The sequence below is a fragment of the Pseudomonas boreofloridensis genome (genome assembly GCF_030580795.1).
In the GTDB taxonomy this organism is placed as follows: Bacteria; Pseudomonadota; Gammaproteobacteria; order Pseudomonadales; family Pseudomonadaceae; genus Aquipseudomonas; species Aquipseudomonas boreofloridensis.
Window position 1 is genome coordinate 236,767 of the sequence record NZ_JAUQOQ010000007.1, and the last position, 16,926, is coordinate 253,692.

The 16,926-nt window shown below is 63.3% G+C and carries 7 protein-coding genes; 6 read left to right on the forward strand and 1 reads right to left on the reverse strand.

The window, feature by feature from the left end; genetic code table 11:
• Positions 1-225: 225 nt before the first annotated feature.
• On the forward strand, positions 226-1,890 hold the full coding sequence (locus tag Q6A47_RS11435; protein ID WP_304484364.1) for an AMP-binding protein: 1,665 nt from the start codon (positions 226-228) through the stop codon (positions 1,888-1,890).
• Positions 1,891-1,939: 49 nt separating this feature from the next.
• Here Q6A47_RS11435 and Q6A47_RS11440 read toward each other — a convergent pair whose 3' ends face one another.
• Positions 1,940-2,101 (reverse strand): hypothetical protein, encoded by a 162-nt coding sequence (locus Q6A47_RS11440; protein ID WP_295488214.1) that lies wholly within the window; start codon positions 2,099-2,101, stop codon positions 1,940-1,942.
• Positions 2,102-2,236: 135 nt separating this feature from the next.
• Here Q6A47_RS11440 and Q6A47_RS11445 point away from each other — a divergent pair, with 135 nt between their 5' ends.
• The 5 genes from Q6A47_RS11445 to Q6A47_RS11465 all read left to right on the forward strand — a co-directional run bounded on the left by Q6A47_RS11445 (position 2,237) and on the right by Q6A47_RS11465 (position 16,898).
• Complete coding sequence (locus Q6A47_RS11445; RefSeq protein ID WP_304484365.1) at positions 2,237-4,270, forward strand: alpha-1,4-glucan--maltose-1-phosphate maltosyltransferase; 2,034 nt, start codon at positions 2,237-2,239, stop codon at positions 4,268-4,270.
• A gap of 27 nt (positions 4,271-4,297) precedes the next feature.
• Entirely contained in the window at positions 4,298-7,609 is a 3,312-nt protein-coding gene (treS, locus tag Q6A47_RS11450; RefSeq protein ID WP_304484366.1) for a maltose alpha-D-glucosyltransferase, read from the forward strand.
• Between the two features lie 70 nt (positions 7,610-7,679).
• A complete protein-coding gene (gene glgB, locus Q6A47_RS11455; protein ID WP_304484367.1) occupies positions 7,680-9,893 on the forward strand; it encodes a 1,4-alpha-glucan branching protein GlgB in 2,214 nt (737 codons plus the stop codon).
• 201 nt (positions 9,894-10,094) lie between these two features.
• The gene (locus tag Q6A47_RS11460) at positions 10,095-14,759 is read left to right on the forward strand and encodes an Ig-like domain-containing protein (protein ID WP_304484368.1); all 4,665 of its coding nucleotides are present in this window, start codon (positions 10,095-10,097) and stop codon (positions 14,757-14,759) included.
• 30 nt (positions 14,760-14,789) lie between these two features.
• Positions 14,790-16,898 (forward strand): neuraminidase-like domain-containing protein, encoded by a 2,109-nt coding sequence (locus tag Q6A47_RS11465; RefSeq protein WP_304484369.1) that lies wholly within the window; start codon positions 14,790-14,792, stop codon positions 16,896-16,898.
• Positions 16,899-16,926 lie beyond the last annotated feature (28 nt).

A 16,926-nucleotide genomic window follows, 5' to 3' on the forward strand; every position in this document is an offset into this window, starting at 1 on the left:
GGCATCGTTATCACCCCTCGCTATTTCCCTCTTCTTACATAACGTCTCCGGTCGCGTCCGCGCGCCGGTGCCTGTGTCGTGCCTGAGCGCCAGACAGCAGGGCGGCCGACTCGCCTCGCCGCAAGCGGACGCTGTGTTTTTCACCTTTACGTAAACGTCAATCTGCGCCACAGTATCGCTCGCTTGCTTCAGTCATGCCCAGAACAATCACAAGAAGGGACAGCCATGAGTCAACCAAGCTCTACCCAAGGTCGCCAGGATGTGCCGTTGCTGGACCAGACCCTCGGCCAGGCATTCGATGCCACGGTCGCCCGCTGGCCGGAGCGTGAGGCGCTGGTGGTGCGCCATCAGGGCCTGCGCTATCGCTGGCGCGAACTGGCCGAGCAGGTCGAGTCGACTGCCCGCGGCCTGATGGCGTTGGGTGTCGCACCCGGCGAGCGGGTCGGTATCTGGGCGCCGAACTGCGCCCAGTGGTGCATCCTGCAGATCGCCACAGCCAAGATCGGTGCGATCCTGGTGACCATCAACCCCGCGTATCGCAGCGCAGAACTCGAGTATGTGCTGCGACAGTCCGGCTGCAGTTGGCTGGTGTGCGCCGATGCCTTCAAGTCGTCCGACTACCACGCGATGCTGCAGACGCTGTTGCCCGAACTGGCCAGCCATCCCCTGGGCAGCGAACGCTTGCCTGAGCTGCGTGGGGTAATCAGCCTGGCGACCACACCGCCGGCAGGTTTCCTGCCCTGGACGGTGTTGGCCGAGCGCGCGGGGCAAATCGAGGTGGCCGCTTTGCGCGCGCGTGAGTGCGCCCTGCACGATGACCAGGCGGTGAATATCCAGTACACCTCCGGCACTACCGGCGCGCCGAAAGGCGCCACCTTGAGCCATCGCAATATCCTCAACAACGGCTACATGGTCGGTCGCAGCCTCGGACTGAGCGAGCACGATCGCCTGGTGATCCCGGTCCCGCTTTACCACTGCTTCGGCATGGTCATGGGTAACCTGGGCTGTATCGTCCACGGCAGTACCATGATCTATCCCAACAACGCCTTCGATCCCGAGCACACGCTGCGCACGGTGGCCGAGGAGCGAGCGACCCTGCTTTACGGCGTGCCGACCATGTTCATCGCCATGCTCGACCATCCGCTGCGCGACCGCCTCGACCTGTCGAGCCTGCGCAGCGGCATCATGGCCGGTGCCACGTGCCCGATAGAGGTGATGCGTCGGGTGATCGAGCAGATGCACATGGCCCAGGTGCAGATCGCCTATGGCATGACCGAGACCAGCCCGGTGTCGTTGCAGACCGGGCCGAACGATGACTTGGAGTTACGCGTGACCACCGTCGGGCGGACCCAGCCACAGCTCGAAACCAAGCTGGTGGACGAGCAGGGCGAGATCGTTGCGCGCGGTGAGATTGGTGAGTTGTGTACGCGGGGTTACAGCGTGATGCTCGGCTATTGGAATGATCCAGAGGCGACCGAACGGGCGATCGATGCAGACGGTTGGATGCACACAGGCGATCTGGCTGTGATGGACAAGCAGGGCTATGTGCGCATCGTCGGACGCAACAAGGACATGATCATCCGCGGTGGCGAAAACATTTATCCGCGCGAATTGGAAGAGTTTCTCCACACCCATCCGGCGGTCGCCGAAGCGCAGGTGGTGGGCATACCCTGTGAGCGTTTCGGCGAACAGATCGTGGCCTGGATCAAGCTGCATCCCGGGCATAGCGTCACGGTCGAGGCGCTGTCGGACTGGTGCAAAGCGCGCATCGCACACTTCAAAGTGCCGCGGCATATCCGCTTCGTCGATGAGTTCCCCATGACGGTGACAGGCAAGGTTCAGAAGTTTCGCATGCGCGAACTGACGATTGCTCAGTTGGAGGGACACTGACCAGCAGAGCACGATCCGCCCCAGGACGGATCAGTGCATTGAACGATCTTCACGCCTTGACCGGCGGCTCATCACTGGGCGGATCACCCACCGTCGGTGGGACGGTCGGCTTTATCGGTAACGGATCCGGCTCCTTTTCCGGCACCGGCGGCGGCAGTGTCGGGTCGTCGATATTCGGATCGGGTGTTTCAGGATTGGTCGGAATGTTCATGGCCGGACCTCGTCGGTGTTCCAAGGGTGTACAGGTACGACATGACTTGGGCAGCAATCGCTCAATTTTTATGGAACCCCGCTCTAGCCCCAGGCTCTGAACCCTTACCGCCACCAGCCAGGGGAGCAAGGTCCGATGTCAGGTAACGAGCCCGTTGCAGCAGCGCCTTTCGAGCAAGTGCCCAAGGCCAACGATCATCCCGACCAGGCCATCAATCTGTCCCAGGCGCTGCTGGCGCCGCGTATCGTCATCGAAGACACCACGCCGGTGCTCGACGGTGGGGCCTTTGCCGTGAAAGCCATCCGCAATCAGCCGGTGGCGGTGACCAGTAAGGTCTACAGCGACGGCCACGACCGCCTGTCGGTGCTGCTGCACTGGCGCCAGGCGCACAGTCGCCAATGGCACGCGGTGCCTATGCTCGCTGAAGGCAACGACCTGTGGACTGCCGAATTCACACCCGCTGAGCTGGGCCTTCACCTGTTCTGCATCGAAGCCTGGATCGACCCCTACGCCACCTATTGTCACGACCTGGAAAAGAAGTACCACGCCGGGGTCGAGGTGACGTTGGAGTTGGAAGAAGGTCGGCTGCTGCTGGGCAAGGGCGTGGACCGCAGTGAAGGCGCGTTGCGCGAGCAGTTGCAGGCATTGCAGCAGCGCCTGCCGAGCCTGTCGGCCGATGAGCAGGTGGCATTGCTGCTCGACCCGCACAGCGCCGAGCTGATGGGCAAGGCTGAGCACCGCAGCTACCTGACCTGCAGCCGCGAACTACCGCTGGACGTGGATCGAGAACAAGCGCTTTTCGCCAGTTGGTACGAGCTGTTCCCCCGTTCGATCACCGACGAGGCCGAACGTCACGGGACCTTCAATGATGTGCATCAGCGCCTGCCGATGATCCGCGACATGGGCTTCGACGTGCTGTATTTCCCGCCCATCCACCCCATCGGCAAACAGCACCGCAAAGGACGCAACAATTCCCTGCAGGCCGGTCCCGACGATCCGGGCAGTCCCTATGCCATTGGTAGCCCTGAGGGCGGCCACGAGGCCATCCATCCGCAACTGGGTAGCCGTGAAGACTTCCGCCGCCTGGTGGCCGCCGCTGCCGAGCACGGCCTGGAAATCGCCCTGGATTTCGCCATCCAGTGTTCCCAGGATCACCCCTGGCTCACCGAGCACCCCGGCTGGTTCAGTTGGCGCCCGGACGGCACCATCCGCTATGCCGAGAACCCGCCGAAGAAATACCAGGACATCGTCAACGTCGACTTCTACGCGCCCGACGCCGTGCCGTCGCTGTGGTTGGCGTTGCGTGACGTCATCATTGGTTGGGTGCAAGAGGGCGTTCGTACCTTCCGGGTCGACAACCCGCACACCAAGCCGCTGCCGTTCTGGCAATGGCTGATCGCCAATGTGCGTAGCCAGTACCCTGACGTGCTGTTCCTCGCCGAAGCCTTTACCCGTCCGGCGATGATGGCGCGGCTGGGCAAGGTGGGTTATGCGCAGAGCTACACCTACTTCACTTGGCGCAACACCAAGCCGGAGCTGCGCGAGTATTTCGAAGAGCTGAACCAGCCGCCCTGGAGCCTGTGCTACCGGCCCAATTTCTTCGTCAACACACCGGACATCAACCCGTTTTTCCTACAGAGTAACGGCCGTGCGGGCTTTCTCATCCGCGCCGCGTTGGCGACCATGGGTTCGGGCTTGTGGGGCATGTATTCGGGCTTCGAGCTGTGCGAAGGCGCGCCGCTGCCAGGCAAGGAGGAGTACCTCAATTCGGAGAAGTACGAGATCCGTCCGCGGGATTTCACCGCGCCTGGGAACATCATCGCCGAGATCGCCCAGCTCAACCGCATCCGCCGGCAAAACCCCGCCTTGCAGACGCATCTGGGGGTGACCTTCCTCAATTGCTGGAACGACCAGATCCTGTACTTCGCCAAGCGCACCGCCGAGCGCGACAACTACATCCTGATCGCCATCAGCCTGGACCCGCACACCCCACAGGAGGCGCACTTCGAGCTGCCGCTGTGGGAATTGGGGCTGGACGACCACGCCGATACCCACGGGGAGGATTTGATGACCGGGCACCGCTGGACCTGGCATGGCAAGACCCAATGGATGCGCATCGATCCTGGGTATCAGCCGTTCGGTATCTGGCGCATCAGCCGTCTGGATTGATCACGGTCGTCTTCCAAGGAGTCCCCCATGGCCAAGCGTTCCCGCCCGGCAGCCTTCATCGACGACCCGCTGTGGTACAAGGACGCGGTGATCTACCAGTTGCACATCAAGTCGTTCTTCGATGCCAACAATGACGGCATCGGTGATTTTGCCGGCCTGATCAGCAAGCTCGACTACATCGCCGCGCTGGGCGTCAACACCCTCTGGTTACTGCCGTTCTACCCCTCGCCACGGCGTGATGATGGTTATGACATCGCCGAATACAAGTCCGTGCATCCGGACTACGGCAGCCTCGCCGACGCCCGACGCTTCATTGCCGAGGCGCATCGGCGTGGGCTGCGGGTGATCACGGAGCTGGTCATCAATCACACCTCCGACCAGCATCCCTGGTTCCAGCGTGCACGGCGTGCCAAGCGCGGCAGCAAGGCCCGCGACTTCTATGTCTGGTCCGATGACGACCAGAAGTACGACGGCACGCGGATCATCTTCCTCGACACCGAGAAGTCCAACTGGACGTGGGATCCGGTCGCAGGCCAGTACTTCTGGCACCGTTTCTATTCCCATCAGCCCGATTTGAACTTCGACAACCCGCAGGTGATGAAGGCGGTCATCGGGGTGATGCGCTTCTGGCTCGACCTGGGCGTGGACGGTCTGCGGCTGGATGCGATCCCCTACCTCATCGAACGCGACGGCACGAACAACGAGAACCTGCCCGAGACCCATCGGGTGCTCAAGGCGATTCGCGCCGAGATCGACGCCAACTACCCCGACCGCATGCTGCTGGCCGAGGCCAACCAGTGGCCGGAAGACACGCGCCCGTATTTCGGCGAAGGCGATGGCGATGAATGCCACATGGCGTTTCACTTCCCCTTGATGCCGCGCATGTACATGGCCCTGGCCATGGAAGACCGTTTCCCCATCACCGATATCCTGCGCCAGACCCCGGAGATTCCCGCCAACTGCCAGTGGGCGATCTTCCTGCGCAACCACGATGAGCTGACGCTGGAGATGGTCACCGACCGCGAGCGCGACTACCTCTGGAACTACTACGCCGAAGACCGTCGAGCGCGCATCAACCTCGGCATCCGTCGACGCTTGGCGCCGCTGCTGCAACGCGACCGTCGGCGCATCGAATTGCTCACCAGCCTGCTGCTGTCGATGCCCGGCACGCCGACGCTGTACTACGGCGATGAGCTGGGCATGGGCGACAACATTTATCTGGGTGACCGCGATGGCGTGCGCACGCCGATGCAGTGGTCGCCTGACCGCAACGGCGGTTTTTCCAAAGCCGACCCGCAGCGCCTGGTGCTGCCGCCGGTGATGGACCCGCTGTACGGCTACCAGACCGTCAACGTCGAAGCGCAAAGCCACGACCCGCATTCGCTGCTCAACTGGAACCGCCGCCTGCTGGCGGTGCGTAATCAGCAGAAGGCCTTCGGTCGCGGCACCTTGAGGATGCTCAGCCCGAGTAACCGCCGCATCTTGGCGTACGTGCGCGAGTACACCGATGGCCAGGGCAGTACCGAAGTCATCCTCTGCGTCGCCAACGTGTCGCGCGCCGCCCAGGCCGCCGAGTTGGACCTGTCGGCCTATGTCGACAAGGTGCCGGTGGAAATGCTCGGCGGCAACGCGTTCCCGCCGATCGGACAACTGCCGTTTCTGCTGACCCTGTCGCCTTATGGTTTCTATTGGTTCCTGCTGGCCTCCCACGACAGCCTGCCCAGCTGGCATAACATACCCTCCGAAGGAATGCCCGAATTGACCACGCTCGTGCTGCGCCAGCGCCTGGAGGAACTGCTCGAAGCGCCCTCCGTCGACACCCTGCAGGACACCATCCTGCCCCAGTACCTGCCCAAGCGCCGCTGGTTCGCAGGTAAGGAAGCGCCGATCGATGCGGTGCGCATCCGTTATGGCGTGCGCTTCGGCACCCCGACCAACCCGGTGTTGCTCAGCGAGTTGGAGGTGGTCAGCGACGGCGTGAGCACCCACTACCAATTGCCACTCGGTCTGCTGCCCGAAGAGCAGATTAATAGCGCCTTGCCCCAGCAATTGGCGCTGTCGCGGGTGCGTCGCGGGCGTCAGGTCGGCTTGATCACCGATGCCTTCGTCCAGGAATCTTTCATCCGCGCCGTGCTGCGGGCCTGCCAGGAGGGCAGCCAACTGCCGACCGAGGTGGGAGAGCTGCGTTTCGAGTGCACCGAGCAACTGGCTGCCCTGCAATTGGGCGAAGACAGCGCGGTGCGCTACCTCAGTGCCGAGCAGTCCAACAGTTCGGTGGTGATTGGAGAGCGTGTCGTCCTCAAGTTGATCCGCCGGGTCAATCCGGGCATCCACCCCGAGTTGGAAATGAGCGCCTACCTCACGGCAGCCGGGTTCGCCAATATCTCGCCGTTACTGGCTTGGGTCAGCCGCGTGGATGCGCAGGAGCAACCGCACCTGTTGATGATCGCCCAAGGCTACTTGAGCAATCAGGGCGATGCCTGGTCCTGGACCCAGAACACCCTGGAGCGGGCGATCCGCGATGAGATGGAGCCCAACCCTGCCAGCGCCGAGGCGCATACCGATGCCCTGGCCGAGCTGGCCGGTTTTGCCACCTTGCTGGGCCAACGCCTGGGTGAGATGCACTTGCTGCTTGGCGCACCGACCGATGATTCAGCCTTCGCACCGCGCCCCAGCGAGGCCACCGACAGTGCGCGCTGGGGCGCGCAGATCGCCGCCGAACTGAGCCACGCGCTGGACCTGCTGGGCCAGCACCGCGCGCAGCTGGATGCCGACAGCCAGGCGTTGGTCGACGATCTTCAACAACAGCGCGAAGGCTTGGCCCAGCACATCGAACACCTGGCGCAGCAGGCCCAAGGGGGTCTGCTGATGCGCGTGCACGGCGACCTGCATCTGGGGCAGGTGCTGGTGGTGCAGGGCGATGCCTATCTGATCGATTTCGAAGGTGAGCCTTCGCGTCCGCTGGACGAACGGCGTGCCATGCACAGCCCGTACAAAGACGTCAGCGGTGTGCTGCGCTCCTTCGACTATGCTGCTGCGATGATCCTGCGCAGCGCCTCGGCGGTGGACTCGTCCGAGGCTGCCGGTCAGGCCCGTCAACGCATCGCCCGGCAATACCTGCACCAGTCACGTCATGCCTTCGTTCAAGCCTACGGCCTTGCCACCGCCGCCATGCCCCATGCCTGGCAGCAGGCCGACGGCGAGCGTGCGGCACTGGAGTTGTTCTGCCTGGAGAAAGCCGCGTACGAGATCACCTATGAAGCGGAGAATCGTCCGAGCTGGCTGGCCGTGCCTTTGCATGGCTTGCATGGACTGATCAGCACGTGGGGCGAGTCTTGAAGGACCTGTTGTCGGTGTCACCGTTTACGTTTGAGCCCACTACCGAAATCACCTGTTAAGGAAGAGTCAGATGAATCCAACCACGCGCAGCAATGGCGGACTTCGGCAGCGCGATCTCGACGCCCTGGCCAGCGCCGAGCATGCCGATCCTTTTGCAGTGCTGGGGCCGCACGATGACGGTGCAGGCGGTCAGGTCATCCGCACGTTCCTGCCGGGGGCGCTGAGTGCAAGGGTGCTGGCGCGCGACGACGATCGAGTGTTGGCGCAGATGGAGCAGGGCAGCCTGCCGGGCCTGTTCTTTGCACATGTCGATACGCGCAGCCCATACCGCTTGCAGATCGGCTGGGCCGGGGGCGAGCAGACCACTGAAGACCCCTACAGCTTCGGCCCGCAACTGGGCGAAATGGACTTGTACCTGTTCGCCGAAGGCAACCACCGTGACCTCTCCGGGCGTTTCGGCGCCCAGCCGATGCAGGTCGAGGGTGTGGACGGGGTGTGCTTCTCGGTGTGGGCGCCCAATGCCCGGCGCGTCTCGGTGGTCGGGGCGTTCAACAACTGGGATGGCCGTCGCCACCTCATGCGCCTGCGCCACAATGCCGGTGTCTGGGAGTTGTTCATCCCGCGCTTGGCCGTAGGCGAGACCTACAAATTCGAGGTGTTGGGCCGTGATGGCGTGCTGCCGCTCAAGGCCGACCCCTTGGCTCGGGCCACGGAACTGCCGCCCAGTACGGCCTCCAAGGTGGCCGGTGCGCTGGGCCATACGTGGCAGGACCAGCAGTGGATGGAGCAGCGCGCCCAACGCCATGCCTACAGCGCGCCGCTGTCAATCTACGAACTGCACGCCGGCTCCTGGCGCTGTGAGCTGAACGAGGCTGGCGAAGTCGCGCGTTTCTACAACTGGCGTGAGCTGGCCGAGCGCCTGGTGCCCTATGTGCAGGAACTGGGCTTCACCCACATCGAGCTGCTGCCGATCATGGAGCACCCGTTCGGCGGGTCTTGGGGCTATCAGCCGCTGTCGATGTTCGCGCCCACCTCGCGCTATGGCACGGCCGAAGATTTCGCCGCCTTCATCGACGCCTGTCACCAAGGCGGCATTGGCGTGATTCTGGATTGGGTGCCGGCGCACTTTCCCACCGATGAGCATGGCCTGGCGCGCTTCGACGGCACCGCGCTGTACGAGTACGACAACCCGCTCGAAGGCTTTCACCAGGACTGGAACACGCTGATCTATAACCTGGGCCGCAACGAAGTGCGTGGCTTCATGCTGGCCTCGGCACTGCATTGGCTCAAGCACTTCCACATCGACGGCCTGCGTGTGGACGCGGTGGCGTCCATGCTGTATCGGGATTATTCGCGCAAAGCGGGGGAGTGGGTGCCCAACCGTCATGGTGGGCGCGAGAACCTCGAAGCCATCGAGTTCATTCGCCAGCTCAACGATGTGGCCCTGCACGAGGCCCCGGGTGCCTTGATCATCGCCGAGGAATCCACCGCCTGGCCCGGCGTGAGCCAACCGACCCAGCAGGGCGGCCTGGGCTTCGCCTACAAGTGGAACATGGGCTGGATGCACGACACCTTGCACTACATCCAGAACGATCCGATCCACCGCGCGCATCACCACAACGAACTGAGCTTTGGCCTGGTCTATGCCTATTCCGAACGCTTCATCCTGCCGATCTCCCACGACGAGGTGGTGCACGGCAAGCATTCGCTGATCGACAAGATGCCGGGCGACCGCTGGCAGAAGTTCGCCAACCTGCGCGCCTATCTGGCGTTCATGTGGATGCACCCGGGGAAAAAGCTGCTGTTCATGGGCTGTGAGTTCGGCCAGTGGCGCGAATGGAACCATGACCAGCAGTTGGACTGGTACCTGCTGCAGTACTCCGAGCACCAGGGCGTGCAGAAGCTGGTGGGCGATCTCAACCAGTTGTATCGCCAGTACCCCGCCTTGCACGAGCAGGACTGCCAGCCCCAGGGCTTCCAATGGCTGATCGGCGACGATGCAGTGAACAGCGTCTACGCCTGGCTGCGCTGGAGCAGCACGGGCGAGCCACTGCTGGTGGTGGCCAACTTCACCCCGGTGCCGCGCCAGGATTACCGCGTCGGCGTGCCGTTCGAAGGGCACTGGGTGGAATTGCTCAATAGCGATGCCGAGCTGTATGCCGGCAGCAATATGGGCAACTTCGGCGGCGTCCAGGCTGAGCCATTGCCCAGCCACGGTCAGGCGATGTCGCTGGCCTTGAACCTTCCGCCGCTGGGCGTATTGGTGATGAGACCTGGCCAGTAAGCGTATGAGGCAGTCTGCGCCTTGGCAGCGGCCCGCTCTGGTCGTGGCCAAGGCGTTCGTGCAGCAGTAGGTGCGCCGCACCTGATAACTTTGTCAGTTTCCCCAGTTTCTCCGTCGCCCCTAAGATCCCTTGAACTTCAAGCGCCGTGACTGCCCAGTCACTCGCGCAGGGGCCTCTCGGACGGAGCTCGGGGAACGGTTATGCCTAAACGCAAAGCAAGTGATACGCAGGCTTTACTGAAGAAAATTCTCGCGAGCGAATTGCCTGCTCACGCCTCGCTGGTCGATACGCTGCAGCTACCCGCCTCGGTGATGGCCTTGCAGCGCAGCGGTGAGGTGGCCTTGATGGCGCAGTTTCCCACCCTGCAAGCCAGCGAAGTCCATCGTCTGCAGGGGCGTCTGGACGTCGCCAGCGCGGCCATGATGCGCGCGTTCCGTGAACAGCGACTCATCGCCACTGCGCCACGGCCACTGGATGAACGCAAAGGGCCGCTCGCCCTGAGCACCGGTCCTACATACGAAAACCAGTTCTCGCCCTCTTGGGCCAACAACGCCCGGCCCGAGGCCGTGGACGCCACCACCTCGCCTGCCGCGTATCTGATCGACATGCTCAGCTTCGTCAAGCAGTACATCGAAGGCGACAATCAGCACCCCGACCTACGGCCACTGTCGGTGCGCCGTCCAGACCTGTTCGAACTGACCCTCGATCAGCGCACCCTGAGTCGAGAGGTGCCGCAGGTGGAGGTGGTCAACCAGGTGCTCGAACGGGCAATCGTCGATGAGCAGCAGCGCAAGGGCGAATCGTCTGCCGTCGAGGACAGGCTGCTGCAGGTTCGCCATCCGCTGCGTTTGTTCCCCTATGAAACCTATTGGCAGCAGATTCTGACCGTGCTTGCACATAACGATCTGCACCTGGGTGATGTGGCGCGTCTCGGCGATCTCGACAACCCCTATTTCATCCAGCCAGGAGCCCATTCGCACTGGTCCGATTCGGCCCTTCAGCAGGAAAGCGAGCTGGGTCCGGCGCTGCGGTCCATCCTGGTCGAACGGCCGTATTTCGGTAACGGCAGTCAACTACGTGTCGACCCACAGAATCGCAAGCTGCTGGCACTGCGCGATCCGGCCAGTGCCGCCCATGCCGACGAGGAGCGAGACGCCAGCGCGCAGTTCTTCCTGGAGAACTTTGGTGTGCAAGGGGAGGCGACGCTACGTCGGGTCGTATCGTTTTGCCAGATCGTGCAGATCGACCAGACACAGATGGAGTCGCTGTTCGCCCTGGCCGGCCACGCGCCCCGGCGCTCGGAGAATGTCCGCAGCGATGTGGCGGATTCAGGTGCCGCGGCGTTCGGTGCACGCTTCATCAACAGCAGCGTCGGTGAGCCTGTGGCGGTCGACAGCAGCGCCGTCGATCCGCAACTGCACTACTTCCTGAACCTGACGCCGGTGCGCCTGGATCGTATCAACCGCTTCATGCGCCTGGCCCATGCCCTGCAGTTGCCTTATGTGCAGGTCGATCAGGTGGTCTGCGCGATCATCGATGCCGAGCAGGTTGCAGCCACCGAGCTCAAGCGCCGCCCAGTGCTCGAGGCTTCCCCGCTGTGGATGAGCACCAACACCTTGCGCGGTCTGGGGGTGTTCCAGTTCCTGCGCAAACGCCTGGGCTGCAGTGCCGAAGACTTCGCCACCTTATTGTCGAACATGGGTGTCCATGGCGTTGGCGATACCCCCAGTCACTTCGACCGGGTGTTCAACAGCGGCGCGGCCTTGCCGTTGGTGCTCGACGACGAGGAGTTCAGCCTCTCCGGGGACGATCCGCACAGCAAACGTACCATCGACCAACTGTGCCATGGCCTGGGGATCAACCTGGAAACCTTCCGCTACCTGTCCCGTACGGTCATGCAAGCGCAGGGCAGCGAGACGTTGCGCCGCTCGCTGCCGGTGATTTCGGCGTTCTACCGAGTGACCTTGCTGGCAAGGCTGCTGTCGATCAGTACCATCGAACTGCTGTCGCTGCTGGAAACCCTCAGCCCCGAAGGGCTCTACGCGTTGCAGGCTGCCGGGCGACCGACCAATGCGATGCACCGGAATTTTTCCCAGACCGATACCCTCAGCGTGGTCCACGCGATAGCCCACTGCGTGCTCTGGTGTCAGCAGCAGGACGTGCCGATCAGTTGGCTGGTGCAACAGTTGCTGCCGATCGAAACCGTCGATGTGGTACCGCAGGCAACGCTGAGCTTGCTGGGCGACATCAAGCGCGAGCTCTTGCCATTCCAGGACCTCGACCAGCACCTGGCCGAAGCGGGCGTGATGGCCCTGCGCACCGCGAGCTGGCAGCAACAGCTCAAGCAGATCGTCGATGAACTGGGGCTGTTTCGCGAGGCGCGCACCCCGGAAGAAGACTTCGAACCGGCGCTTTACGAGCAGTTTCTGGAGCGCGAGATCCAGGTAGTGATCGATGCGCTGGTCGCTACGCCCGGGTCGCTGGATTCCCAATTGCCCGAGCTTGCCCCGGACGAGCAGCAGCGCCTCAAGAGTCTGATCCTGGGCACGCTGTTGCGTGTGCGTTCGCAGCAATGGGGCGTGGTGCAGGAACGTCTGGCGCAAGCGTTGGCGCTTAGCGCGGACCGGGTGATCGCGGTCGTGTACTGGGCCGCAGGCAAGGTCCACGCGCTGCTCGAAAGCGCCGCCAGGTTCGATGCCCTGGACAATCGATCGCCCACGGCAAAGGCCATCATGCCGCTGCTTCAGCGCATGCAGCGGCACGCCCGGGTGGTCGAACGCCTGAAGCTCTCACCGCTGCTGCTGGCCACGCTGCTGTCGACGACGCAGCGTCCGCGCCTGAGCCTGAGCGACCTGGAACTGAACTTGCCGACGTTGTATCGCCTGGAGCGTTACACCCATGCAGTGGAACGCGCCCGCCAGTCCGAGGAGCAGTTGCTGGGTTACTGGCAGGCGATCGCGGCCTTGGGCGAGATGAGCGAGAACGAGCGGCGCCTGATCAAGGACGCCGCAGCGGAAAAGATCGCCAACTGGATGGGCTGGGGCATTCGCGAGGTGCTCGATGTCGCGACCCACCTGACGCCCGACGGTATCGTCCGCAACCTGGACCATTTGATCGTGCTGACCCAGGTCAAGGCCATCAGTGACCGCACGGGCCTGAGCGCGATCTCGCTGATGAAGCTCAGCCGGCTCGATTCCCACGCGTCTACCCAGGACCACCGCGAGGCAGCGCAACAGATGCTCAGCAGCCTCAACCGCCCCGGCGAGACCCGTGGCGAAGACGCCGAGCTACGTCAGAGCCTGGCCACGCGCTGCGTGGTCAGCCAGTCGCGGCTGATCGCCAACAAGCCGGACGAATCGACCCGAATCAGCCTGACCCTGCTGGATATGAGCAACCAGCCGGTGGCCGATATTCGCGTGAGCTGGACCACCGATCTGGGGACCTTGCTCAGCCGCTTCGGCTATACCGACCACAACGGCGTGGTGACGGTCGAACTCGACGCCGGAGAGCTGATGGGGGTGGCTCACGTCAAGGCCACCTATTTGCTCGACAGCGAGGCCTATGCGCCGCCCATCGTCATCGACTGCGACGAAGACTCGTTGACGCTCATTCGCCTGAGCCCGCTGCCTGCAGCGCCGTGGCAAGCAGCAGGCAAGCTCGGCGAATACGTCATCGTCGCGGGCCTGTTCGACGACTACGACAATCCAGGTGTCGATCGTTTGATCAACTGGGCGAGCGATATCGGCGAGTTCGTCGATTTGGCAGGCGAAACGCTGACCAACGATGAAGGCCTGAGTCAGGCACGTCTGCGCAGCATGGATCCTGGCCAGGGCAGGGTCGCCATGTGGTACGCCGGCAGTACCGACGATCCTCAGGTATTCGCGCTGGAATTCGAAGACCGGCCGTCGATTCGTGCGCTGGCGCTGGACTCCTGGGCAGTGGTCGGCACACTCATCGTCAAGGCCACCGTGCTCAGCGTCAACGGCGAGCCTGCCAGCGGCCAGAAGCTGGTGTGGGCGTGCACCCGTGGCGATGGCGAAGATGCCCCCAGCTTTGAGGGCGACGCCCAGACCGACGAGCACGGCGAGGCCCGGCTGCGCATCGACGCCACCGAGGCCGGGACGCTGCAGGTGCGTGTGGCCCTGCGCTCGAAGGACGATGATGAAACAGGCTTCCACCCTCGCGAGCTGACGCTGGAGGTACTGCCGGACGCGTTGGAGGTGGTGACCGAGCAAGGGCTCGTTTGGCCGCTGGCCGATGGTATCGACGCCAGCGACTTCCTGATCCAGGTCCGCACCCGCGATGGCCGTCCGGTGGAGCGCTGTCCGGTGACCTGGACAGTGCAGGAGGGCGGCCACCCTGCGCAGCCTATGACCACGGACGCCCATGGCAAGGCGCGGTTCATCCTCAGCGCGACCACTCCCGGACCGCGCACCGTGGTCGCCACCTGGGGCGAAGACCCGCAAGAAGTGAAGTTCGACGAGGTGATCTTTCTGCCGGCGCTGGACATGCAGGTGTGCTTCGACGACCAGCCGGTCGACGGGCCGGTCGTCATTCGCCAACCGGCGCCTGGCGCGGCGCAGGACACGTACACGCTCAGTTGCACCTTGCCCGCCGACCACCCCCTGCTCAAGGAAGGGCTGCAACTGCTGTATGACGGACGCGATTCCGCACCGGCGCTGGGGCTGAGTTTCGAGCCCGGCCTCGGTGAGGTCGCCTCCTTCGAGGAGCGCACGGTGAGCTGGACGCTGACCGCCGTCTCGACGGGGCTCTCGCACGAGTCCCGGCCGCAGTTGGGCATTACCTACCGTAAGGCGAGCCGCGTGGTCTGGCTCGATCTGATCGTTCAGCCAGCGCAGCCCTGACCCTGATTGACGCGAATGATAGAGGTGAGTATGAACACCGAATTGGTAGCCCGCTTGACCGAGCAATGGCGTGATGCGCTCAGTGCTTATGTGATTCATCACGTCATGCCACAGCGCTTGGATGCCGGCCCGCTGAACATGATCAGCGCCGAGCATCTGGACCACTATTTCATGCTCGATACCCAGGTGTGCGCGGCGGTCAGCACCTCATACCTGGCGGAGGCGATCGCCTGTACCCAGACCTACGTCAACGCGATCTTCAACAACCTCGAGCCTGGCTATCGCGCGACGTTCGACGAAAAGCTGGTCACCTTCTGGCGTCAGGGCATGTCCAACTACTCGGTGTGGGCGGCCTACCAGATGCTGGAGGACTATCCGGAGAACTACATCCGCGCCGACCTGCGCCTGGATAAGACCGAGCCCTTCCAGGCACTGGAAGATGCCCTGGGGCAGGCGCGCATTTCCGATGCCTCGGTCAGCAGTGCGGTGCTCGCCTTCCTCCGCCAGTACGAATTCCAGAACAGTATCCGCGTGGTCTCCGGCTACATCGATTACCGCGACGAACAACGCGATGGCGATCACTTCGAAGGCTACACCTACGCCAATTCCGACTACTACCTGCTGGGCAGGGATCCAGAGGGCCAGTATTACCATCGTCGCGTGAGCGTCCGGCTGGACCAGGAGTCCCAGCGCATCGCCCCTGATGCCTGGTCGGAATGGAAGCTGGTCGGCATGCCCAGTGGGCACACCGTGATTCAGGCGCGACTTGTGCTGCTGTGCGGGCGACTGCACCTGGTGTGGCTGCACCAGCAGCCGCCGATCGAGGTGGAGCAGGATTCCGCCGCCCGGACCTACCCGCTGAGGCTGGAAATCATTTACCTGGGCCTGGACAGCATCTGGTCGACTCCCGAGCTGCTCTGGAGCGCGCAGGTCAGCACCGAGGATGGCAACTTCGATCCAACGGGCTATGAATTGCTGGCACTGGCCGTCGCCGGAACGAAAGGCAGTGACGATCAACTGCTGGTGGCCTGCGCCAGCCCCAAGGCCGATGGCAGCTACACCCACCACTTCAACGTGTGGCGCGATGTGCTCAAACGCCCCAGTGGACAGTTCGACGAGCGCATGGCCGGCTCGTTGCTCGGCGATTTTCGCAGCGAGCCGGGCAAGCTCAGGTTGCAGCGACGCCTGAGTGCGCGCGACAAGTGGGTGCGCAAGGTCACAGCCGCTGCGGACAACGACAAGTTCGTCGGGCTGGATGCGCAACTGAGCAGGCAGGACGACAAGTACCAACTCCATGTGCGGAGCTATTCGCTGGAGCGGCGCAACGAGGGGTGGCTGCATGCGCTGTACTGCGCACGGTTTGTCAATACATCGGATGCGCTGAGCGTCAAATGCCAGGTGTCGATGGAGAACGCGCTCGACGCTCATCTGCTCTGCAGCATGGTCATGCCACCGACCTTCGACGAACTGGTGTTCAGCCATCCGTCGTTGAGCGACCCCGCCACCTTCACCCGGGCTGACTTCAAGTCGGAACTCAGTGGTCAAGGCGTACCTTTTCTCATATGGGTGGCGCGTCGATCGGTGAAGCTCGACAAGGCCATGAGCCTGGACGATCTGGCACCGCAGGCGGTTCGTGACGGCGTCGGCTTCAAGGTGGCGATCGATGCAGCAACGCCTGTCCCGCTGAGCGACCCACAGAACCACGTGGCGATCGCGTTCGAGCCTGCCACCGTGAAGGCGGTCAAGGTGAAGGCCGCAGAGACCGAGCTATGGACAGGCGACTGGTCGCTCACAGGTGCGGCGACCAGCGGTTGGCTCGTCAGTGTTGTGGACGGCGCAGACGAGGTCGAGATTACCGTCGATGCGGGCGGTAAAACGTCCACCTTCACGGTCACGCTGGCCGCTTCCCAAGTGCTGGCCAGGCCGCCGGCACCGTTGATCCACCAGCAGTCCAGTGGCACCGATTTCCTGGTGTTTGCCGGTATCGGCGGCAAGGACGCGCCATTGGCGGTACGTCTGAACTCCCAGCATGTGCCTGACCTGATCAATCGGGCCGAGGCATCTACCGAGTGGGTATTCGCCTGGGATGCCCAGCACCAGCAGGAACCGGCCTTCGTGGCGAAAGCAAAGGCGCGTTAACTCCAGCGGTGGCGCCCAAGCGCTACGG